Source organism: Mesonia profundi (assembly GCF_031085155.1).
Taxonomy (GTDB): Bacteria; Bacteroidota; Bacteroidia; order Flavobacteriales; family Flavobacteriaceae; genus Mesonia; species Mesonia profundi.
Genome location: NZ_JAVHUL010000001.1, coordinates 170,965 through 191,678, shown reverse-complemented (window position 1 = coordinate 191,678; position 20,714 = coordinate 170,965). Strand labels below are relative to the sequence as shown.

Sequence of the window (20,714 nt, the reverse complement as noted above, 5' to 3'; positions counted from 1 at the left end):
TTACCAATATTTATAAAATTTTTTTCTTAGAAAGAAACCCACTTTGATTCTACTATTATAAATCAAAAACAGAAGTTCGCTTGGTATAGACCAAGTCTTTTAACTTGAGCCAAAAGGCCAAAGTTAGGTAAACGGCAAAGCCAATCCCCAAGGTTGCAAACGACAAGTATATAAAAAAGAGACGCACGCTTTTCACCTTCATTCCCAAGCGATCTGCAAAACGGGAACTCACATAAAAACCGTTACGTTCAAAATAATACCTTATAGGAGAAACCATACCTCTAATTTTTACAAATATAACACTAAAACAAAGTTAACTCAAATCATGACCTAAGAATCATTTTAAGCTTCAAAATACTTGTTTTAAGAAAATTTAAAAGAAACGGCGCATAAGTTCTATTATTTTGTTAAAGATTTTCTTACGTCGTAAGTAAATATTAACTTGAGATTAATTGTTTAATTTACTAAAACCAAAAACTATGTCAGTTGTAAAAATTATTGAAGTAATCGCAAGTTCTAATAAAAGTTTTGATGACGCCGTCAACAACGCTGTATCCGAAGCCGCTAAAAGCGTTAAGAACATCAAATCTGTTTATGTAAAAGAAATGAAAGCTCAAGTAGAAGATAATAAGATAAAGTCTTATAGAGTTACGGCTAAAATTTCTTTTATAAAAGAATAAATAGTTTCCATGTAAACTAGAAAATAACCTGCAGCCTTTATAGTTGCAGGTTATTTTTTTAATAAACTCAAACCTATGGCACAATGCAGACATTTGTTTTGATCGCAATAATTGGGCTTTAGATGCAATAAGGCCTGAGATTCTAAGGCCGATGTAGCCATCTTTGGACGCAACTCATTAAACTTTTCAATGGTGGCGTTTTTCTCTTTGGGCAACTCATTTAAAAGAGAAAAGCATTCTTCTGTAGCCGAATTGCTTTTTAAACTTGCAAAATGAAATTTTAAGGGCACAATCGTATTGATGATCAATAGATCAATAAAGCCTGGTGATAATACTTTAGCACTGCTTTTGCTTTCTTTTCCAAAGTTGAAATGATTTTTCCAATAGTCCGAAACTTCCACTTTAAATAACGCGTGAATTTCCTTTCTTGTTTTTAATTGCATCAACTTTAAAAATATATTTTGAGAAGTAGCATAGATAAATGCCAGCTGAGCCAATCTAATACTCGGAAAATTAGGTGGTCTTAACCTAAAGTAAGCCACTTGTTGTTCTACCGGTTCCAATTTGTATTTCTTTTTTTGGTATTCAAAACTCTCCTTGAGCCGAAGCACATAAACATCGTCAAATTCCTTAGGAAACATTTGTAACATACCAAAAAATAAAGCTTCTAGCTCCTCTTGATCTCTCATTTTTCTTACTACGGAAAAAGGAAGTGCAGAAGCCATGACAAAAAATGCTTTTCCGTTGACATTCAAGCCAAAATTCTTCGCCAGTAACTGAAAACAAACCGCTTCCCAATCATTTCTGGAAGAAGTCAACGCCGCCTGAATCACTTTTGTTTTCTCTTGTAAACGCTCTATATATAGACGTTCCAACCAGTTTTTAACGATAAAGCCAGAAACCGATGCAAGGTCTTTCTCACAATTGATCCAATTGTAATTAGCTTTCTCTACCAATTCCAGGTAGTTTTTTAACGCTTCCGCGGAAGCAAAATCAGATAGCTGCAAGGTGGCAATAGGCGTATTATTCTCTCTAAAAACCTCCACATCGTGTTTCCAGACTACGTGTAAAATCACATTATCATAAGCAGGATCTTCTTCATGATGATGCGCGTACCAGTCGCTAGAATTAATATGAATCTCTACATTGCCAGCCCAAACCTGATTTCCTATTCTAAGTTTTGCATTAAAAAAATCTGGCCCAGACTTTGTTTCATTATGATTTCCCACTTGAAGGATTTGGAGTGTTTCTCCTTGAGCGGTAAGGGCGTTTAAAAAGTCGAACTTTTTAAACTTCCATAGATAATGTAGAAAATCTTCTTTCATTAGCGTAATACAATTTGCTGAATCTTAGTATATATTTTTTCTACCCACAACGCGTACATTTTACCGCTGGGGTGCAATTCATCTTCAGCTACAAGACTTAAGTCTTGAGCTGCTTTTTTTGAAATAGGCGTAATATCGTAAAACGAAACTTCCATCTCTTTAGCAATCTTTCTTGCCGCCTTATTGTAAGCCCTAACTTCTTTAGAAATGTTCTTTTTATCAGATTCTTTTCCAAAAGGAGTGACTCCATAGTCGGGGATGCTGAGCACAAAAACACTTCGTTTTCCTTGTTCCCCATAGGGAATGGCTTTTTCTAAAATCTCTTTAAACTCTTTCTTATAAACCGATAACTCCACACCTTGATATTGATTGTTGACGCCAATAAGCACAGAAACGAGATCGTACTTTTTATCACCAAGTTGCTCTTGCATGGCTTGCAAAAGTTCATCGGTGCGCCAACCTGTTTTCGCGATGATGTTGGGCTGTCTTATTTGCATTCCATCTTCCTCCAACCGAAGCGCCAATTGCATCGGCCATCTTTCACTTTCTAGCACACTTTCTCCTATTGTATAAGAATCGCCCAAAGCCAAGTAGCTTATGGCCGCAGTTTCTTGTTGGGCGTAACTAGAATGATTAGAAAATAAGAATAAAAGAAAGCCAACTAAAAATAGATTTGTTTTCATCATCATAGATTTGTATTTTAAAGATACTATTTTTCTAGTTAATCTATATTCTTTTTCGCTAAAGCGGATTTTTTTACACGCTTAAAAATGGGTATGTTTACTGAAAAATCTAGGCATATGGAAGAGCCGGTAGAAACTAAAAAAAACGATTCCCCAGAAGCTAAGCTTAAATCTAAAAAAACAACTTCTAAGCCTGTTTTAGATTTCTTTAAAACCATAGGGGAATATATATGGATGGGCGTTTTAGGTATAGGCGCATTTCTCGCATGGCTCATTTCTTTTTTATTGATATGAATCTCTACGCCTATTTTTTTATAAGTTGTTTAGCAGCTGCCGCTCTATTCTTATTAGGCGATGAGTGGAATTGGAGCTATCCTTTTCTTCTTCGGAATTATTTTATGGATGTATTATGTATGCCCATTGTCTTCGGGATTATTCATTACAGTCTTCGTCTAATTAAACCTCACTTTAAGCTTACTCTTTCTATGATGATTGTGTTAACCTTAATGTATGTCATTTACTTTGAAGTAATTTTACCTCCCCTATCTCCAAGATATACATTTGATGGCTGGGATATTGTCGCTTATATTCTTGGCGCTAGTATTTCTTTTATAGTTCAGCGTTACACGTTTTTAAATAAGAAAACTGTTTTATAAAATCATTGTTGCTGATAAAGAAACAAGAGACTAGAGACTAAATTTTTACTAACCGATAAACAATAGATGCTTGAAATCTAAAAGAACCATCAACTTTACATTAGTCTTAACTGGACACTGATACTATAAAATATTGAATTTTCTAAAAATTTAGATTTCCGTATTCACAGGAATAACAATCTCTTCGGAAAAATACAAGAAATAAAAAACCTCAAGACTGAGCTGAACTACAGTACTTGAGGCTTTTTAATCTATTTTCCTTCTACTACAAGAAAATCATAACATCTTTATATTAGGAAGATTCACTTTCTCTAAACTTCGGATTGATGAAAATCTCTCCGTCTTTAAGTTTCTGAAGGTAGACTTTCATATCAGCGCGAACTTCTGAAGATAAGATGTAAAGTCCCACAATATTAGGGAAAGACATCGCTAGAATCATCATATCAGAAAAGCTTAATACCGCTCCTAAACTTACTGATGCTCCTAAGACCACAAAGAGTAAGAACATTACTTTATAAATAATTTCAGATTTTTTACTTCTTCCAAAAAGGTAAGTCCAAGAACGCATTCCGTAATAAGACCAAGATACCATCGTTGAAAAAGCAAATAAGAATACCGCAAAAGCCAATACTGCAGGAAACCAAGAAACCACACTTCCAAAAGCATCAGAAGTTAATTCTACTCCGCCCAAACCATCTACTTCGTGCATTCCGGTAAAAATAAGTACTAAAGCCGTCATCGTACACACCACCATGGTATCTATAAAAGGTTCTACCAGCGAGGTAAATCCATCTGCAATAGGATTATTAGTTTTGGTAGCACTGTGGGCAATTGCCGCAGATCCTACTCCAGCTTCACTAGAAAAGGCTGCTCGTTGTAAACCAATAATCAATACGCCTATAAATCCTCCTTTCATCGCTGTGGCTGAAAAAGCTCCATTAAAAATAGCTGCAAAAGCACTTCCTATATTTTCAATATTAAATCCTATTACGACTAAACATCCTAAAATATATACTGCTGCCATAAACGGTACTACTCTTCCAGTTACACGCGCAATACTATTAATTCCGCCAAGGATCACCGCTCCAACCAATAAAGCAAAAATAACCCCAAACCAAAAACCGTGACCTTGTAGAAAAGGAATCTGTTCTGAAACTATTTTAAAAGCTTGATTAGACTGTAGCATATTTCCGCCTCCAAAAGAAGCGCCCACTCCCAATACGGCAAATAAACCCGCTAAGAATTTACCCAAACCTTTCATGTTTTTCTTCTCCAAGCCGTAGCGGAGGTAGTTCATGGGACCACCAAAAATTCGACCCTCTTTATTAATAAATCGGTATTTCACTCCTAAGGTACATTCCACAAACTTTAAAGACATCGCAAAGAAACCTGCCATAAACATCCAGAAAGTCGCGCCAGCACCACCTAATGAAATGGCTACGGCAACCCCTGCAATATTTCCTAGACCTACCGTCGCTGAAACCGCTGTGGCCATCGCTTGAAAGTGGGTGATACTTCCAGGAGCATCAGGATCATCATACTTCCCTTTAGCTAAATCTATAGAATGTTTAAATCCGCTAAGGTTCACAAAGCCTAATCTAAACGTAAAAAAGATACTTCCCAAAATAAGCCAAATCACGATAAAAGGAATGGCATTGGTCTTGGTGTCCCCATTAGGATGTTTTAAAGGCTGCGGAGTATCATAATTGATTTGAGCTAAAAAATGTGCTCCTTGCTCTACTACATCACTGGTGCTGTTGGGATCAAAAATAACTTGCCCTTCTTTCACTAAATAATCTAGCTTTCCAGAAACTGAAGAAATGACGTCCATCTCCCTACCAGTATCACTAGTGACTGTTGCAATATTATCTCCTTCTTTAACGTTTTCCTTTTCAGAAAAATTCCATTGTTTAAGCGTATAGACCTCTTTGCTTGTAGCGTCCCAATTAGGAATGGGTATTTCTTTATAATCAGTATAAACCACAGGATCGTAAATCCCAACGCTGGCAAAAGGATCCCAGAATAAAACACTCCCCAAAAAATCTACCGCGGGTTGTACCCCACTATTAAAAAATTCTGTAATAGACTCCGTAGGAATTTTAAAATTTTTAGCCGCTGTTAGTCCATTAGCATCTGTAACGGTCACCGAATACGGCATGCCTTCAATTAAGCCCTTAGACTTTACAGATTCTAAACTAGTCTCCTGATTGGACCATTTATACTCATACGGAGCTTGTCCGCCGATCACATCGACTAGAGCTGTACCGTCATTTATTTCTGTGGAAGGATTATTCAGCTCTATGTTTAGTTGTAATTCATTAGAAGCAGATAACTCGCTTTTTTGAGCATTCACATGTACTGTTATTCCTATAAAACAGCATAAAACCAGTAGTACATTTCTCATATAATCTTTGTTATTTTTTAGTCGTACCCCACTAAGATGTTAACTTCTACCTTTGTCAAAACTTCTGAAGGTTTTATCCAGATATACAGGCGGACACTATTATTATTATTTAAAAAACAGATCAAAAAAAATCCTGCATTAAAAGCAGGATTCTTGTATTTTTTAATCTATAAAACCTTGAGACTTCATCCAGTCATCGTTATACATTTTACCTACATAACGACTTCCATGATCGTGAAAAAGCACTACCACTACATCGTCTTTGGTAAAGTGTTCTTTTAACTGCAAAAGTCCTTTCATCGCCGCTCCAGCAGAGTTGCCCAAAAACATCCCTTCTTCTTTAGACAAGCGTTGTGTATAGACTGCAGCGTCTTTATCGGTTACTTTGGTAAAGCCATCTATGATACTAAAATCTACGTTTTTAGGAAGAATATCTTCTCCAATTCCTTCCGTAATGTAAGGATAAATTTCCTTTTCATCAAACTCTCCAGTTTCATGGTATTTTTTAAATACAGAACCATAGGTATCAATTCCCCATACTTTTACCTTTGGATTTTGTTCTTTTAGGTATTTTCCTACCCCAGAAATAGTTCCTCCCGTCCCAACTCCTACTACAAAGTGAGTCACTTTCCCGTCGGTTTGTTTCCAAATTTCGGGACCAGTGCTTTCGTAATGTGCTTTGGTATTCGAGGGATTATCGTATTGATTAACATACCAAGAATTCGGAGTTTCTTCTGCTAATCGCTTTGAAGTGGAGTAATACGAGCGAGGATCATCTGGTTCTACATCGGTTGGGCAAACCACTACTTCACTTCCTACAGCTCTAAGAATATCTATCTTTTCTTTACTTTGCTTATCTGCAATCACACAAACCATTTTGTAACCCTTTACAATCGCGGCTAAAGCAAGTCCCATTCCCGTGTTTCCCGAAGTTCCTTCTATAATAGTTCCTCCTGGCTCTATGAGTCCTTGTTCTTCCGCATCTTCCAACATGGTAAGTGCCATACGGTCTTTAACAGAGTTCCCCGGATTAAAAGTTTCGTATTTGGCTAAAACCAAAGCCGGAATTTCTTCTGCCAACTTATTTATCTTCACCAAAGGGGTGTTTCCAATAGTGCCTAATATATTTTCTTTATAATCCATGTTCCTTTTTTTGAGTGGGCAAAGGTAAGAAAAAAAAATTGCGATGGTAAAATGAAAAAAAAAGAAGGGGTTTCTATAAAATATACCTAAAATTAGGTATTGTAAATCAGATAATTAGCGCTTAATTTTAGACTTTAAATCATTAGTGTCCGATTAAAACATTACAGAATTCTGTTGATTCAAATATAAAAGGCGTTTAGAGGTTTTTTATTAAGTGACAGCTTGCTATTAAGTTTACCATTGAAATTTAAAAATTAATACGAATGCTTAATCTAATTATCAGGCTATTAAGAATCAAGTCTTATGTCTTATCTCTTTTAGCGCAGCGGTCTTATATCTTAGTCGGACACGACTAACTTTAAATCCTTAAAATATAATCTTATGAAAAAGTTAATACTCTTTTTATTAGTCCTTAGTTTAGGGATACATGTCAACTTTGCTCAACCCCAATCTGAAAGAGATGCGCTTACGGCTTTATATAACAGCACCAATGGAGATGATTGGGACGATAACACGAATTGGTTAGATTTTTCGGTACCTATAGAAGATTGGAATGGAGTTTTTGTGAACAATGGTCATGTTACTGCTATTGTTTTAGTAGACAATAATCTTACTGGAACTTTACCCACAGAAATAGGCAACTTCCCTTTCTTGGTTGAATTGCATTTACCTTTAAATAGCATAACAGGTGTCGTTCCTTCAGAAATAGGGAATCTTAGCAATCTTGAGATTTTAGATTTAGCTCCTAACGGATTCTCTGGTACTATTCCTACTGAAATAGGAAACCTCACCAACCTACAAATCTTATGGCTTAATCAATGTGGTCTTAGCGGAAGTATTCCACAAAGCTTTCAAAATTTAATCCACCTAAAAGAATTGTATTTACAAGGTGCTATTTTTGGATCTAGTATAGAATACCCTGCCTGGAAAAGTAGTGAATATTCAGGAGATCTGCCAGATTTAACCGCATTGCCACTAGACACTTTAATGATTCAAAACAATTTATTTACTTACGATAATATTGATGATCACCTACTCACCTACATCGACGATGTGACAGGCTTTCATTTTTCTCCACAACTCACCCAAGATGAAGAAGAATTCATTACGTTTACTGTAGGAGACGACATTACGTTTACAATGAGTGATATTCCTATTTATTTTGGAAATAACAGAAATACTTCCGCAGCCAATACCTATCAATGGTATAAAAACGGAGAAGAAATAACGGGAGCCACTTCCTTAACTTATGAAATTACTAATGTGCAAGAAGCAGATGAAGGAATTTATCTAGGAAGAATCACCAATGAAGATGTTCCAGATTATGCGCACGTCACTCCGCCTATTAGCTTAACAGCAAGTCTTAACGTAGATTCAAAAGAGCAAGATGGAGTATCCATTTACCCCAATCCAGTTACAAACGAGCTTCACTTTAATTTTAAACATGTCTCTGAACCTCTTATAGTAACACTTTATGATATCAAGGGGGAAAAAATTATTACTCGAAAGCTCCGTTCCGATAAGACTTTAAATCTCAATTTTTTATCTGAAGGAATGTATGTCGTGAAAATAAAAACCAGTCGGTTTATTCTTACTAAGAAAATTATTAAACGCTAAATAGCCAATTCGTTGTTCTCTGAAGAGTTGCCCTAAAAAGCAACTCTTTTTTTTTATAGCAAAGAAATCTTTTAGTACATCCATTTAATCTCCAGTTTGGCTAAATAAAAGTTATAATGTCACATCGAGCGGAGTCGAGATGCATCTTATCTTTTTTTTTACTAGGCTGAAAAAGGCAAAAATGAGTTTTAGGAGCTATAGCTGATATATAAATCTTTTAAAGAAAGAATACCAAAAATTATAAAATCTGAGTCGGTTTTTTATTTTCATCCATCGCTACAAAAGTAAACTCTCCAGAGACCGCTTTCTCTCGGTGATCCTCATACATCTGCTCTACAAAAATATCTACCCTAACTTTAAGACTTGTATTGCCTAAATAAGTTACTCGTCCGCAAAGCTCTACGATAGTTCCTGCAGGAATTGGTTTTTTAAAATCGATACGATCACTACTCACCGTTACCATGGGCTGTCTACTAAAACGCGTAGCGGTGATAAATGCAGTTTCATCCATCAATTGCATGGCAGTTCCTCCAAAAAGCGTATCGTAGTGATTGGTAGTATTTGGAAATACAGCTTTAAAAATAGTGGTTTTCGACTGATTTATTTTCTCTTCTAAGGTCATAAAATCTGGAATTATTTATTCGAACTTAATCGCTCTACTCGGATTGATTCTGGTAATTAAATATGAAGGCAATAGCAACATAAGCAAACATAAAAGCAATGTCCCTAGGTTAATGAGCACCACATATTCCCAAGAAAGATATATGGGAGCTTCGGTCACATAATAAGTTTCGGGGTTAAGCTTTATGAGTTTCGCATATTTCTGTAGAAATAAGAGTCCGAGGCCTATCAAATTTCCCAAAAAAAGCCCTTTTATAATTAAGTAAGCCCCGTTATATAAAAAGATTTTTCTTACGCTCCAATCATTACTTCCCAAAGCTTTAAGCATCCCAATCATCGGTGTTCTTTCTAAAATAAGTACCAATAAAGCCGTAATCATATTAATTCCCGAAACAATAATCATAATGCCAATAATAAGCGCAATATTAAAATCGAACAAGGACAACCATTCAAAAATAGAAGGATAGGATTGTTCAATCGTTTTGGCTTCTAGAAAGGTATTGATATGCTGATTCACTTCGCCTCCTTTTTCTACAATCTGATCAAAATCATCAATAAAAATTTCAAAATTACCAATTTGATCGGCATCCCATTTATTAAGACGTTGAATCTGAGAAATATCAGCTATTAAAAAAGTTTCATCAAATTCTTGAAAACCCGAATTATAAATCCCCACTATTCTAAAGGCCGTAAGTCTTGGTTTTTTTTGGTTGGCATCGTTTAAAAAATAAACCACCAATTGATCGTTTAACTTAAACCCAAGTCGGTTGGCCATATACGAGGATAAAAGAATTTCCTCACTATATTTTTTCTCTTTAGAGTACGAAGGTAACTTCCCTTCTACCAAATATTCTTTAAGATAATCCCAGCGGTAATCGTCACCAACACCTTTTACTACAATTCCTTCAAAATCAGTTTCGGTGCGAATCACTCCGTATTTAGTGGCAACCGCCTGAATGTGATCTATCCCTTCTACCGCTTCAAAATCTGGATAAAAATCTTGTTCCGAAGAAATGGCTTTAATGGAAATTTGAGAATTGTTATTATTTAAGTTCCCAATGGTAATATGCCCATTAAAAGCCGCAATTTTATCTCTAATTTTTTGTTGTAAACCCACGCCTGTAGCGATAGAAACCAACATCATAATAACTCCAATAGCAATCGCTGCCACTGCAATTTTTATAATTGGTGCCGATATACTACTTTTATAATCTTTCGCGCTTATTAAACGCTTAGAAATAAAGAATTCAAAATTCAAGCTTCCTATGTTTTTACATTTTTTCAAAAATACATTTTTTATCGTTGCCGTAACTATTGTTTCGTGCATTAGTCCGTCAACCCATAAATCTCCTTCTCACGCTTCCGCGGAAGCGAAAACAACTCCTATTCCAAAAAAAGACAAAAAATTAGTCCTCGGTGCCAACCAAACCGAAGCTTATCTGCCGCTTTTAAAAGGCAAAAAAGTGGGCGTGGTAGGCAATCAAACCTCCGTGGTTTTTAAAGAAAATGGAGGCTATACGCATCTAATAGATTCTTTGATATCCCTGGACGTCAACGTGACCAAGGCCTTTTCGCCAGAACACGGATTTAGAGGAAAAGCCGATGCCGGAGAAAAAGTAGTGGATGGTATAGACCCAAAAACAGGTGTTCCCATTGTTTCCCTTTACGGAAGTAATAAAAAACCCACGCAGCAACAATTAGACGGAATCGATATCTTGATTTTTGACATTCAGGATGTGGGCGTTCGTTTTTACACCTATATTTCTACGCTGCATTATGTGATGGAAGCTGCCGCAGAAAAAAACCTGACGGTATTAATTTTAGACCGACCTAATCCTAACGGACATTACATCGACGGACCTATTTTAGAAAAGAAGCACCAAAGTTTTGTAGGCATGCATCCCATTCCCATCGTTCACGGAATGACGATTGCAGAATACGCTCAAATGATTAATGGAGAAAACTGGCTGGCCAAAAACCTAACTTGCGATTTAATGGTCATTAAAATGAAGAATTATACCAAGCAAACTTCGTATTCTTTGCCTATAAAACCTTCCCCTAATTTACCCAATGATCAAGCGATTAACCTCTACCCTAGCTTGTGTTTCTTTGAAGGTTCTCCCGTAAATGCAGGCCGAGGCACGGCTCATCAATTTCAAGTATTTGGTTCCCCGGGATTAGACCAAAACTATTTTCCCTACCGTTATACTCCGCAAGCAAACGATGGATCAAAACATCCTAAAAATGAAGGGAAACTGTGTTATGGAAGGGATTTAACGCAAGAACGGCAGCTTTCTAAAATCGAACTAAAATGGCTCTTAGAAGCCTATCAACATTCCAATAATAAAGAAAGTTTTTTCACTTCCTTCTTTAGTAAACTAGCGGGAACTGAAAAATTGCAACAACAAATAGAACAAGGATGGACGGCCAAAAAAATTAGAACCAGTTGGCAAGAAGGTTTAGAAACGTATGACACGATGAGACAAGCCTATTTGCTCTATCCTTAAGGCAATCGCTTTTTCATTTCTTCAACAATATTGAAAGCTGCGGGACAAATCGCTACATTTTTTAGGGTTAAATTTCCTATTTGCTGAAATTTTCTGCGATCGGTGTGAGGAAATTCTGCGCAAGCTTTAGGTCTTACCTCATAAATAGAGCATTTATTATCCTCTCCTAAAAACGTACACGGTACCTGTTGCAATACATAATCTTGTTCTTCATCTACTCGTAAATAGGTTTCGACGAAAGCTTGAGGTTTCATTTTTAAGAATTTAGAAATCCGCTTTACATCTTTATCGGTAAATAAAGGACCTGTGGTTTTGCAGCAATTAGCGCAAGTAAGGCAGTCTGTGCGCTCAAATTCGTTGTCGTGCAATTCTTGCATCAACACGTCCAAATGCTTTGGTGGCTTTTTTTTAAGCTTAGAAAAAAACTTTTTGTTCTCCTTATGTTTATCTTTGGCTTGCTTTGGCAAGTTTTTTAAAACCTCATCCATAGCGCAAATATAAATAATCTAGGCTCTAGTTTAGCAGTGCGTTGATAATATCTTGGTTTGTCATTCAGAACCTTTCGTCGAAAAGCTCAAGACAAGCTCCGCTTGCGGAGTGAAGAATCTTTACTCGAAAAGAAAAGATTCCTCCTACGTCGGAATGACAACTTATTACAACTGTAATAGCTTTTTAGACTACAGCCATAATCTAAAATCCTTAATTTGATTGTACCCGATATTTTTGGCCAAGCCGTAATTGATCACTTTGAAAAACAAAATGCAGAAAACATCAAGGTGATTGCTACAGATTTTGATGATGATGAAATCCCCACCGATTACCTGTTTCGAGACTTTAAAGAAATGCCCAAATTAGAGCAAAAAGCATTGCAACTCGCCAAAGGAAAAACTTTAGATGTAGGCTGTTGTGCAGGAAGTCATGCGCTGGTTTTACAGGAAAAAGGAATTGAAATAAAAGCCATAGACATTTCTCAAGGAGCCATAAAAGTAGCTCGCTTACGCGGAATTAAAAATGCGGTAGTACAAGATTTCTTTGACGAACAAGAAAAATTTGATACCATCCTTATGTTGATGAATGGGATTGGAATCGTAGGAAAACTAAGAAAGCTTACCGCTTTTTTTGAACACCTCAAAAGCATTCTTAATCCCAATGGAAAAGTTTTACTAGATTCTTCAGACTTGCATTATTTATTCGACAAGGAAGAAGACGGTTCTATTTGGGTAGATCCTACGCAGTATTACGGAGAACTTAGATACCAAATTCAGTATAAAGAGGAGATTTCTGCTCCCTTTGATTGGTTGTATATCGATTTTAACTCGCTTCAATTGGCCGCAGAAAGCAATGGTTTCTCTTGTAAATTAGTTGAAGAAGGAGAACATTACGATTATCTCGCCCAACTACAACTCAACTAATAACCTAAATCCGATATAAGAAAATCGTGTCAGTTCGAGTAAAATTTTGAAAAAATTTTGTATCGAGAACACCGATTTTCATTAACAAATCTATTTTTAGTTTACTTTTTCTCCGCCTACAAAAGTCGCTATGACTTTCGTTTTGGGAATGAGTTTTTCTTCCACGTTCATCAAATCTTGATCTAAGACAATAAAATCGGCTAACTTTCCTTTTTCGATGCTTCCTTTTTCATTTTCTTCAAAGTTGGAGTAAGCCGCCCAAATCGTCATTCCGCGAAGAGTTTCTTCTCTGGAAAGCGCATTTTCTTTTTGAAATCCTCCTTTAGGAAACTGATGAACGTCTTGTCTCGCCACCGCTGCATAAAAAGTCAAAAACGGACTCACTTTTTCAATAGGGAAATCGGTTCCTAACGCAATTTTTCTAGTTTGCTTTAAGAGTTTTTTATAAGCGTAAGCATTTTTTAAACGCTTTTTCCCCAATCGGTCTTTCGCCCAATACATATCACTCGTCGCATGGGTAGGTTGCACCGATGGAATAATATTTCCGCCAAAGTATTTAAAATCTTTTTCTCCAACAATCTGTGCATGTTCTACACGCCAACGTCTATCTTTTTCATTTTTCAAAACAGAATCATAGGTTTTTAAAACCACGACATTGGCAGAATCTCCAATGGCATGTGTATTCATTTGGAAGTTGGTCTTGCTTAATTTTCCTGCCAAAGCCTTAAACTCATCTAGGCCAATTAACATCGCTCCAAAATGATTTTTCTTATCGGAATATGGTTTTTTAAGAGCTGCACCACGTGATCCCAAAGCACCATCTGCATAAACTTTTACCGAGCGAACGTTTAATCTCTCGGTTTTTATAATTCCTTCATTTAAGAAATAATCCACATCTTCTGGATGATTTTCTACCATCGCATACATACGCATCTTTAAATCTCCGGTTTTTTGCAAGCTGTCTATAAGCATAATGGCATCTTTCCTCAAGCCTGCATCATCAATCGTGGTGAGTCCTAAACTAATGGCTATTTTTTGAGCTTCCAATAGTCCGTTGATGGCTTCCTCTTTTGTGGATTCGGGAATTACATTACGCACCAAACTCATGGGGTTGTCGATTAAAATTCCAGTAAGTTTCCCATTTTTCAATTCTATTTCTCCTCCTTCTACTTTGGTCTCTGGAGTAATTCCTGCAAGATCTAAGGCTTTTTGATTGGCTAATAAGGCGTGACCATCAATTCGGGTAACCGCCACAGGCGTGTTGGGGAATAATTCATCTAATCTTTTCTTGTTAGGAAAATTTTGATCTTCCCAATCGTTTTGATCCCATCCTCTTCCGGTAATAAAATCGACTTTGTTTTTCTCTTGAAACTTCACAATTCGCTCTATTACCTCATCAAAACTTTGGGTACCAGTTAAGTCTACTTTTTGCAATTGCAGTCCTAAACCATAAAAATGAGCATGGGCATCTATAAACCCAGGGTAAACGGTTCTCCCTTTGGCATCATAAACCTCATCTGCTTTATATTTTAGTTGTAAAGCTTCAGCATCGGCTACCTCTAAGATTTTTCCGTCTCTAACTGCAAAACCTTTAGCCACCGCAAAATTTTCATTTACCGTATAAACTTTTGCATTCATCACAATTAAATCGGCCTGCTGTTTTTTATCACAAGACTGTAAGGCGAACACTAAGATTAGAACTAATAACTTTTTCATGAGATAGGTTTTTACAAAAATAAAAAGCCTTTGTCAGAAACAAAGGCTTTTTAGGTCAATAAACTCTATTTAACTACTTTTTAACCAATTGTTGGTTGAGGTATTCTTTTAAAAAGAAAAAATGAATCTTTTATTTAGACATTAGAGCATGAGATCCCGGAGCAAGCCAGGGATTACAGGAAGCACGAACGTGAGATTCCGGATCAAGACCGGAATTAGTTACCAATCAAATTGGTAGCTTACTCCTCCCATCACTTGTATGCCTTGCGTAGGATATCCCAACCAAGGTCTGTAATTTTCTGTCAGTAAATTATTTCCGCGAAGAAATAGCGATAAGCGATCGTTGATTTTATATCCCACACGAAGATTGGCATCTATATAAGCATCCATCTTCCCTTTGGTTTGGTAAGTGTTTGATAGCCCCTGAAAATCTAGAAATACATCGCGTTCTCCCACCGCAAAAACGCTTGCTCCTGCAAACCACTTCTCGGTAATTTGATAATCTAAGGCCAAAGAACCTTCGAGTTCTGGTAAATTCCATACCTCCTCTTGTTCATCGGCGCTGTAATTATTATACGTTCCGTTAATTCTCAAACTCACGTCTTTATTTAAAGAAAATTGCAATTCTCCAAAGAAAGAAAGTGTCGTTACATCATCGTAAACCACACCAAAAGAGTTGAAATTTTCATAGCCTTCTTTAGGAGCACTTGCTTCAACGTATGGATTGTGAAGAAACATAGGCTTGTTTGCTTCAGAAGTATAGCTTCCGCGGATATTATAACTCGCATGATCAGAAAATTTTCCTTTTCCGCCAAGGTAGATATCATATTGCTTATCTGTTGGCGCTACACTTAAGGTAGGCGAAACAAACGGATTTTGTTGCGCAAACTCATAATAGGTGTTTTGTTTCAATTCTCCTTCCGCACCAGCGTAAGCGATAAAATAATCACCCGACACCCGATAGCTACCGCTTACTCTTGGATATAAAAACAAGTTGTTGTCTTCATTTTCAATATCCATAGAATACACCAATTGAGCTCCTAAGTTGACTGATAAATCTTCATTCCCAATCTGAATGCTCGGCGCTATTCCCATATTAAAGAACCCATACTGATTAGTCACTGGAAGATTTTCATAGCCTTTATCAAAGTTTCCGTTTACGAAATCAAAAGAAACTTCCGTTCCTATGACTTGGTCTACCACTGGAAACTCCAAGTCTGAAATCCACTTGACATGATTTTCTCCGCTTCCAAAGTTATCACCAAATCTTCTGTACTTTAATTTAGCTCCGTCAAAAACTCCTTCCTCCATATCGAGGTGTGCTCCAACCGTAGCCGCATAATAAGAATGCTGAGGATCCATCTGCGCCAACTCTGTTTCGTCAGGCTGAAAATAATCGGGGATTCCGTACCAATTGTACAATTGATGCTGAAAGCCTGCATCTACACCCCAAGTAAGGTCACGTCCTTGTGTCTTGTAGCCTATTTCTACGCCCGTGTCATAATACTTATCATCTAGTCTAGCTTCATCTATTCCGCCTTGCGAAGAATTGTGAACCAAACCAATAGAGACTTCTTTCCCGCGATCTAAATTTATGGTGCTGTAAAATTCTGCTGCCACATTAGAGTAATTTCCAAAGCCTAAAGACGCATAGTTATCATACAATCTAGGCATAGCTTTTCTAGTCACCCCTTCGGCCTTTCCTTTGGCTGGCGTAAAAGTGGAAGCTACGGGAAACGAAAAAATATCGTACACCACCGCTTTCTTTCTACGCTCTGTAGAATCGTTAATCACCGGCATTTGCTTCACTTTAAACGCATCACTTACCGTGGGCGAATAAGGTTTTACGATAATGAGTCTCTCGGTGTCGATGTCTCCTTCCTCATCTTCCTGAGCAAAAACGGCTCCCGTTACTAAAAATGCGATACTGTATATAAATACTTTACTTAATGAAATGCGTTGCATATAAGAAAGATTAGTTTGTGTTTAAAATTAGTTTTGTTGAGTTTCTACAGAAGAATTGGTCTTCGCTTCTTCGGTTTTAATACGAATCAATTCCGCTTCAGCTTCTTTTACCACTTCTGGGTAACCTTTCACACTATTAATAATGTTTTCTAAAACTACTGTTGCTTGATAGGGATCTTTGTAAGGTGGCTCTGCATCATAAAAGTTTTTAGACATCAATAATAAACCTTGATAAGAATATTTTTTATAGCCTGAATATTCTTTAGCGATGATTTGAATAGATTTGTTTGAAGCTTTAAACTTCCCTTCTTTGTTTAAAAAATAAGCCTCATAATATTGAGCCTCTGCAGCTAATTCTCCCTTGGCGATTTTTTGAACTTCTTGGTAAGCTGTTTTTGCTCGGTTTTCATCACCCGTTTTAATCGCCGATCTAGCAATGAACACTTGCGCGTCACTTTTTACATTGTTCTCAATCTTGCCATTTTGTAATACACGCTCGGCATACACAATGGTTTGCGCATAGTCTTCTTGTTGGTAATACGATTTCATCAAATTAGATTGTGCAAAAATGATGTTTTGAGGAAAATCTGCTTCCGTTTCTAACCTCTTGAGCACCGGAATCGCTTTTTGATCATTCTTCTGTTCTAAATAAATCTGCGATAAACGCGCCAAAGCTTGCTCTGTAAATTCACTTCTTGACTGCTGGGTCACATATTCATAATGAGGAGCCGCTTCTGCTTTCTTATCGGTTTTATATTGCAATTGTGCTAGATAAAAGTGCGCCGAATTAGCATGCAAACCTTTAGGGAATTGCTGTAAGTACTTCTCGAAACCTTTGATCGCAGGCCCCGTATTGTTTTCTATAAATTGCTGCTCGGCGGCTTCGTAGGTCGCATTATCTATATCAGAATCGGCTACCTCTACAAAATCCAAATTTTTCACCCAAGCCGCATATTCATCGGTTCTTCCCAAATCAACATAAATTACTCGCGCCGTTTTCACCGCCTGAACTGATTCATCGGTATTAGGGAAATCACTTACTACTTTTTTAAATTTAGTCAAAGCTTTATCGCCTTCATTGCCGTTGTAATAAATAAGTCCTTGTTTCAGTAAAGACCTAGAAACAAACGAACTCGAAGCCTCTTCATTTTGCAATCTAGCATAAGTTTTTAACGCTGCCGCGGAATTTTCTTCGGCCACATACGTATTTCCCAACTCATATAACGCATCGTCTTTATAAATGCTGCTAGGATATTTAGAAATAAAACTTTCTAAATCCTTAATTTTATCTTCATTTCTATTTACAAAACCATAACTGATCGCTTTTTGGAAGTACGCATAATCTGAATCGATGCCTTTTAAACCAATCGATTTGTTGTAAGCTTCCATAGCGGGCCAGTAATCGCTAGTCACAAAATAACTATCTCCCAAACGTAAGTAAGCATCATTTTTTTGCGTTAATGGGATATCGCCTTTTTCCGCGTAAGCTTTAAAATGACTCACCGCATTGGCATATTCTTTCTTCTTAAAATAAGCATAAGCAATATTGTAATCTATAGATTTAAACTCGTCGGTTTGCTTGGCCGACACCATTCCCATAAATTCTTTGTACCCAATTAACGCCGACTGGTAATTCTCTAGGTTATAATCGCTTTCTGCTTTCCAATAGGTAGCTTTTGCCGTAAACATAGCATCGTTTCGCTCTTTTAGAGATTTATTGAAATGCACCAAAGCCGCCGAATAATTTCCTTCATTGTACAATTCGGTTGCTCTATAATAAGCCACTTTTTGGTACACCAATTTATCGTTGTACTTATTGCTACCTTCTAAAATGCTCATCGCTTTTTTGTAGTTTTTAGAAGTGATGTAAGAATCGATGAGTAATTTTTCTATTTCCGTCGTAGCGGAATTGTTGGGGTACTTTTCTAAGAAATCATTCAATACTTCTGGAATACTCTTGTAGTTATTTCCAATTTCGTAACTCAGCTTGGCATAGTTTAACGCTGCATCTTCCTGAATCTTTTTATCAAAATCCATTTCCGAAGCATTTTTAAACGCATTTAATGCCTGCTGCTTTTGATCTAATTCTACATAAGACTCGGCCAAATGATAATAAGCATTCTGAGCCACATGATTCTGACCGTTTATAATTTTATTAAATTCGTTGATGGCATTTTGAAATTCCCCTTGTTGGTAATACGCGTATCCCAATTGGTAATAATCGGTGTTGTTCCATTTTCCGCGATCTCCTTGGTATTCCTTTAAGTAAGGAATCGCTTGATCATATTGCTCTAGGTTAAAATAGCTTTCCCCAATAATCTTATTTAATTGAGAACGCTCCATGCGGTTAGAACGATCCAGTTGAGCTTTTCCCAAAGTTATGGCTTTTTCAAACTTCCCCAGCTTAAAATTCATATCACTTTGAAAGTAAGAAAGCGATTTATCCAATCTCCCATCGCCTTTTACCTCTTCAAACATATCGTTTGCTTCTTGGTAATCGTCGCCTTCATAAGCAATAAAACCTAAGTAATATTTCGCTTGAGAACCGTATTCTTTACTGTCTCTTACGCGATTAAAATAGGTTTTAGCTTCGTCTTTTCTTCCGGCTTTAAAATAAGCGTACCCATTATTAAAATCAAATTCTTGCTGCTCGGCTCTAGATAAACTCGACGTATCTACTTTTTCGTACCAAATTCGGGCTCTATTATAATCCCCATTATTAAAGTAATAATTGGCAACATTGATGTACGCTGAATTTCGCTTCGTACTCGTAGGATGCTCACTCACAAAATCTTCCATGAGCGAATCTGCGTTAGACTGATTTAAACGCACTGCACAAATAGCGATGTAATACGCACAATCTGCTTTCAGCTCTTGGCCGCTTACCTCCTCTTCTACTTTTTGGAAAAGCGTTTGAGCTGCTTGATATTGGTTATTTTCAAACAACACCATCGCTCGATTATAATCTGCAAAATCGTTGGTATAAATAGCGGTTTGCTGGCTAAATACCGAGACCGAGACACTTGCCGTTAAGGCCAAACAAAGACTTATTTTCTTTAACATGCAGCTAAGATTTTATTTTAAGGGTCAAATATACTTGAATTGCTATTTTGATAACGAAACTTTGATGTGATAATTATGTTAATGTTAAACATTTTAAGTTGGGTATTTTTTCAAGTCCTATAAAAGAAATCAAAACGGGGAAAAAGAAGCAAATTGTATCCTCCTTGAGCAGAGATTTTTCAGCAGCATTTTTTCTTTACAAATATTCAATTACCTTTAAGGCTTAAAACTTTTGAGTATGTCAAATCCTATTTTAGAACTTAAGAATGCGGCGGTTTACCAACGGGAAAACCTCATCCTTTCTGATGTGAACGTAGAAATCAATAAAGGAGATTTTGTTTACCTTATTGGAAAAACGGGGACTGGAAAAAGTAGTTTTATGAAGACGCTTTACGGAGACATTCCTTTAAAGGAAGGTGAAGGAAGTATTGTAGGCCATGACCTTAGGCAACTAAAAGAGAAAAATATTCCGTTTTTAAGAAGAAAATTAGGGGTTGTTTTTCAAGATTTTAAACTCTTGAATGACCGTACCATCAAAGATAACTTGATGTTTGTTTTAAAGGCTACGGGCTGGAAGGAAACCAAGGCTATGGAAAATAAAATCGACCAAGTTTTGGACAAGGTAGATATGAAAACCAAAAACTTTAAATATCCATACCAACTTTCGGGAGGAGAACAACAACGTATCGCCATTGCGCGTGCTTTATTGAACGACCCCGAGTTGATCCTAGCCGATGAGCCTACGGGAAATTTAGATCCGCAAACCTCTGTAGAAGTGATGGAAGTCTTACAAGAAATTAACCGAAATGGCAATACTATTCTTATGGCTACACACGATTATGCGCTCTTGTTAAAATACCCATCGAAGACTTTAAAATGCGATGGACAAAAAGTGTTTGAAGTAGTTCAAAAGACTGCCTAA

18 protein-coding genes are annotated in these 20,714 nt (G+C 36.7%); 7 read left to right on the top strand and 11 right to left on the bottom strand.

Translation table 11 applies throughout. From position 1 onward, the window contains the following. Positions 1 to 55: 55 nt before the first annotated feature. Positions 56 to 277: a PspC domain-containing protein gene (locus tag RBU60_RS00875; protein ID WP_308862723.1), complete on the bottom strand. Its 222-nt coding sequence runs from the start codon at positions 275 to 277 to the stop codon at positions 56 to 58. 202 nt (positions 278 to 479) lie between these two features. Here RBU60_RS00875 and RBU60_RS00870 point away from each other — a divergent pair, with 202 nt between their 5' ends. Continuing rightward, positions 480 to 680: a dodecin family protein gene (locus RBU60_RS00870; RefSeq protein ID WP_308862722.1), complete on the top strand. Its 201-nt coding sequence runs from the start codon at positions 480 to 482 to the stop codon at positions 678 to 680. Positions 681 to 730: 50 nt separating this feature from the next. Here RBU60_RS00870 and RBU60_RS00865 read toward each other — a convergent pair whose 3' ends face one another. Both RBU60_RS00865 and RBU60_RS00860 read right to left on the bottom strand, forming a co-directional pair. Further along, on the bottom strand, positions 731 to 2,005 hold the full coding sequence (locus RBU60_RS00865; protein WP_308862721.1) for a DUF2851 family protein: 1,275 nt from the start codon (positions 2,003 to 2,005) through the stop codon (positions 731 to 733). Then, positions 2,005 to 2,694: an SGNH/GDSL hydrolase family protein gene (locus RBU60_RS00860; RefSeq protein WP_308862720.1), complete on the bottom strand. Its 690-nt coding sequence runs from the start codon at positions 2,692 to 2,694 to the stop codon at positions 2,005 to 2,007. The genes RBU60_RS00865 and RBU60_RS00860 overlap by 1 nt, the downstream gene beginning before the upstream one ends. Positions 2,695 to 2,781: 87 nt before the next feature. On the opposite strand from RBU60_RS00860, the gene RBU60_RS00855 reads away from it, so the two are divergent. Together RBU60_RS00855 and RBU60_RS00850 are read left to right on the top strand one after the other, a co-directional pair. Beyond that, positions 2,782 to 2,982: a hypothetical protein gene (locus RBU60_RS00855; RefSeq protein ID WP_308862719.1), complete on the top strand. Its 201-nt coding sequence runs from the start codon at positions 2,782 to 2,784 to the stop codon at positions 2,980 to 2,982. Next, positions 2,955 to 3,344 carry a hypothetical protein gene (locus RBU60_RS00850; RefSeq protein ID WP_308862718.1) on the top strand — a complete coding sequence of 130 codons (390 nt, stop codon included), beginning with the start codon at positions 2,955 to 2,957 and terminating at the stop codon, positions 3,342 to 3,344. Before RBU60_RS00855 ends, RBU60_RS00850 begins: the two co-directional genes overlap by 28 nt. A gap of 292 nt (positions 3,345 to 3,636) precedes the next feature. Here the strand turns inward: RBU60_RS00850 and RBU60_RS00845 are convergent, their stop codons facing one another. Together RBU60_RS00845 and RBU60_RS00840 are read right to left on the bottom strand one after the other, a co-directional pair. Continuing rightward, positions 3,637 to 5,748 (bottom strand): amino acid carrier protein, encoded by a 2,112-nt coding sequence (locus RBU60_RS00845; RefSeq protein WP_308862717.1) that lies wholly within the window; start codon positions 5,746 to 5,748, stop codon positions 3,637 to 3,639. Positions 5,749 to 5,910: 162 nt separating this feature from the next. Further along, positions 5,911 to 6,891, bottom strand: a complete 981-nt coding sequence (locus RBU60_RS00840; RefSeq protein ID WP_308862716.1) for a PLP-dependent cysteine synthase family protein — start codon at positions 6,889 to 6,891, stop codon at positions 5,911 to 5,913. 381 nt (positions 6,892 to 7,272) lie between these two features. On the opposite strand from RBU60_RS00840, the gene RBU60_RS00835 reads away from it, so the two are divergent. Further along, positions 7,273 to 8,508: a T9SS type A sorting domain-containing protein gene (locus tag RBU60_RS00835; RefSeq protein WP_308862715.1), complete on the top strand. Its 1,236-nt coding sequence runs from the start codon at positions 7,273 to 7,275 to the stop codon at positions 8,506 to 8,508. 238 nt (positions 8,509 to 8,746) lie between these two features. Here the strand turns inward: RBU60_RS00835 and RBU60_RS00830 are convergent, their stop codons facing one another. Continuing rightward, positions 8,747 to 9,130, bottom strand: coding sequence for an acyl-CoA thioesterase (locus RBU60_RS00830; protein ID WP_308862714.1), 384 nt, complete (start codon positions 9,128 to 9,130; stop codon positions 8,747 to 8,749). Positions 9,131 to 9,145: 15 nt separating this feature from the next. Next, positions 9,146 to 10,387 carry an ABC transporter permease gene (locus RBU60_RS00825; RefSeq protein ID WP_308862760.1) on the bottom strand — a complete coding sequence of 414 codons (1,242 nt, stop codon included), beginning with the start codon at positions 10,385 to 10,387 and terminating at the stop codon, positions 9,146 to 9,148. 7 nt (positions 10,388 to 10,394) lie between these two features. On the opposite strand from RBU60_RS00825, the gene RBU60_RS00820 reads away from it, so the two are divergent. Further along, positions 10,395 to 11,636, top strand: coding sequence for an exo-beta-N-acetylmuramidase NamZ family protein (locus RBU60_RS00820; protein ID WP_308862713.1), 1,242 nt, complete (start codon positions 10,395 to 10,397; stop codon positions 11,634 to 11,636). Here RBU60_RS00820 and RBU60_RS00815 read toward each other — a convergent pair. Continuing rightward, on the bottom strand, positions 11,633 to 12,124 hold the full coding sequence (locus tag RBU60_RS00815) for a YkgJ family cysteine cluster protein (RefSeq protein ID WP_308862712.1): 492 nt from the start codon (positions 12,122 to 12,124) through the stop codon (positions 11,633 to 11,635). The genes RBU60_RS00820 and RBU60_RS00815 overlap by 4 nt on opposite strands. Positions 12,125 to 12,340: 216 nt before the next feature. On the opposite strand from RBU60_RS00815, the gene RBU60_RS00810 reads away from it, so the two are divergent. Next, a complete protein-coding gene (locus RBU60_RS00810; RefSeq protein WP_308862711.1) occupies positions 12,341 to 13,048 on the top strand; it encodes a class I SAM-dependent methyltransferase in 708 nt (235 codons plus the stop codon). 96 nt (positions 13,049 to 13,144) lie between these two features. Here RBU60_RS00810 and RBU60_RS00805 read toward each other — a convergent pair whose 3' ends face one another. The 3 genes from RBU60_RS00805 to RBU60_RS00795 all read right to left on the bottom strand — a co-directional run bounded on the left by RBU60_RS00805 (position 13,145) and on the right by RBU60_RS00795 (position 19,792). Then, the gene (locus RBU60_RS00805; RefSeq protein ID WP_308862710.1) at positions 13,145 to 14,764 is read right to left on the bottom strand and encodes an amidohydrolase; all 1,620 of its coding nucleotides are present in this window, start codon (positions 14,762 to 14,764) and stop codon (positions 13,145 to 13,147) included. A 219-nt stretch (positions 14,765 to 14,983) separates the two neighbouring features. Continuing rightward, complete coding sequence (locus RBU60_RS00800) at positions 14,984 to 16,729, bottom strand: TonB-dependent receptor (protein WP_308862709.1); 1,746 nt, start codon at positions 16,727 to 16,729, stop codon at positions 14,984 to 14,986. Positions 16,730 to 16,756: 27 nt separating this feature from the next. Further along, positions 16,757 to 19,792, bottom strand: a complete 3,036-nt coding sequence (locus tag RBU60_RS00795; RefSeq protein ID WP_308862708.1) for a tetratricopeptide repeat protein — start codon at positions 19,790 to 19,792, stop codon at positions 16,757 to 16,759. A gap of 238 nt (positions 19,793 to 20,030) precedes the next feature. Here RBU60_RS00795 and RBU60_RS00790 point away from each other — a divergent pair, with 238 nt between their 5' ends. Continuing rightward, positions 20,031 to 20,714 (top strand): cell division ATP-binding protein FtsE, encoded by a 684-nt coding sequence (locus RBU60_RS00790; RefSeq protein ID WP_308862707.1) that lies wholly within the window; start codon positions 20,031 to 20,033, stop codon positions 20,712 to 20,714.

What these genes read in the sequence shown, in the direction of transcription:
- RBU60_RS00790 (WP_308862707.1), top strand. Translation starts at nt 20,031, where the DNA reads ATGTCAAATCCTATTTTAGAACTTAAGAATGCGGCGGTTTACCAACGG.
- RBU60_RS00830 (WP_308862714.1), bottom strand. Translation starts at nt 9,130, where the DNA reads ATGACCTTAGAAGAGAAAATAAATCAGTCGAAAACCACTATTTTTAAA.
- RBU60_RS00815 (WP_308862712.1), bottom strand. Translation starts at nt 12,124, where the DNA reads ATGGATGAGGTTTTAAAAAACTTGCCAAAGCAAGCCAAAGATAAACAT.
- RBU60_RS00855 (WP_308862719.1), top strand. Translation starts at nt 2,782, where the DNA reads ATGTTTACTGAAAAATCTAGGCATATGGAAGAGCCGGTAGAAACTAAA.
- RBU60_RS00845 (WP_308862717.1), bottom strand. Translation starts at nt 5,748, where the DNA reads ATGAGAAATGTACTACTGGTTTTATGCTGTTTTATAGGAATAACAGTA.
- RBU60_RS00860 (WP_308862720.1), bottom strand. Translation starts at nt 2,694, where the DNA reads ATGATGATGAAAACAAATCTATTTTTAGTTGGCTTTCTTTTATTCTTA.
- RBU60_RS00865 (WP_308862721.1), bottom strand. Translation starts at nt 2,005, where the DNA reads ATGAAAGAAGATTTTCTACATTATCTATGGAAGTTTAAAAAGTTCGAC.
- RBU60_RS00820 (WP_308862713.1), top strand. Translation starts at nt 10,395, where the DNA reads ATGTTTTTACATTTTTTCAAAAATACATTTTTTATCGTTGCCGTAACT.
- RBU60_RS00840 (WP_308862716.1), bottom strand. Translation starts at nt 6,891, where the DNA reads ATGGATTATAAAGAAAATATATTAGGCACTATTGGAAACACCCCTTTG.
- RBU60_RS00835 (WP_308862715.1), top strand. Translation starts at nt 7,273, where the DNA reads ATGAAAAAGTTAATACTCTTTTTATTAGTCCTTAGTTTAGGGATACAT.
- RBU60_RS00795 (WP_308862708.1), bottom strand. Translation starts at nt 19,792, where the DNA reads ATGTTAAAGAAAATAAGTCTTTGTTTGGCCTTAACGGCAAGTGTCTCG.
- RBU60_RS00850 (WP_308862718.1), top strand. Translation starts at nt 2,955, where the DNA reads ATGGCTCATTTCTTTTTTATTGATATGAATCTCTACGCCTATTTTTTT.
- RBU60_RS00805 (WP_308862710.1), bottom strand. Translation starts at nt 14,764, where the DNA reads ATGAAAAAGTTATTAGTTCTAATCTTAGTGTTCGCCTTACAGTCTTGT.
- RBU60_RS00875 (WP_308862723.1), bottom strand. Translation starts at nt 277, where the DNA reads ATGGTTTCTCCTATAAGGTATTATTTTGAACGTAACGGTTTTTATGTG.
- RBU60_RS00800 (WP_308862709.1), bottom strand. Translation starts at nt 16,729, where the DNA reads ATGCAACGCATTTCATTAAGTAAAGTATTTATATACAGTATCGCATTT.
- RBU60_RS00870 (WP_308862722.1), top strand. Translation starts at nt 480, where the DNA reads ATGTCAGTTGTAAAAATTATTGAAGTAATCGCAAGTTCTAATAAAAGT.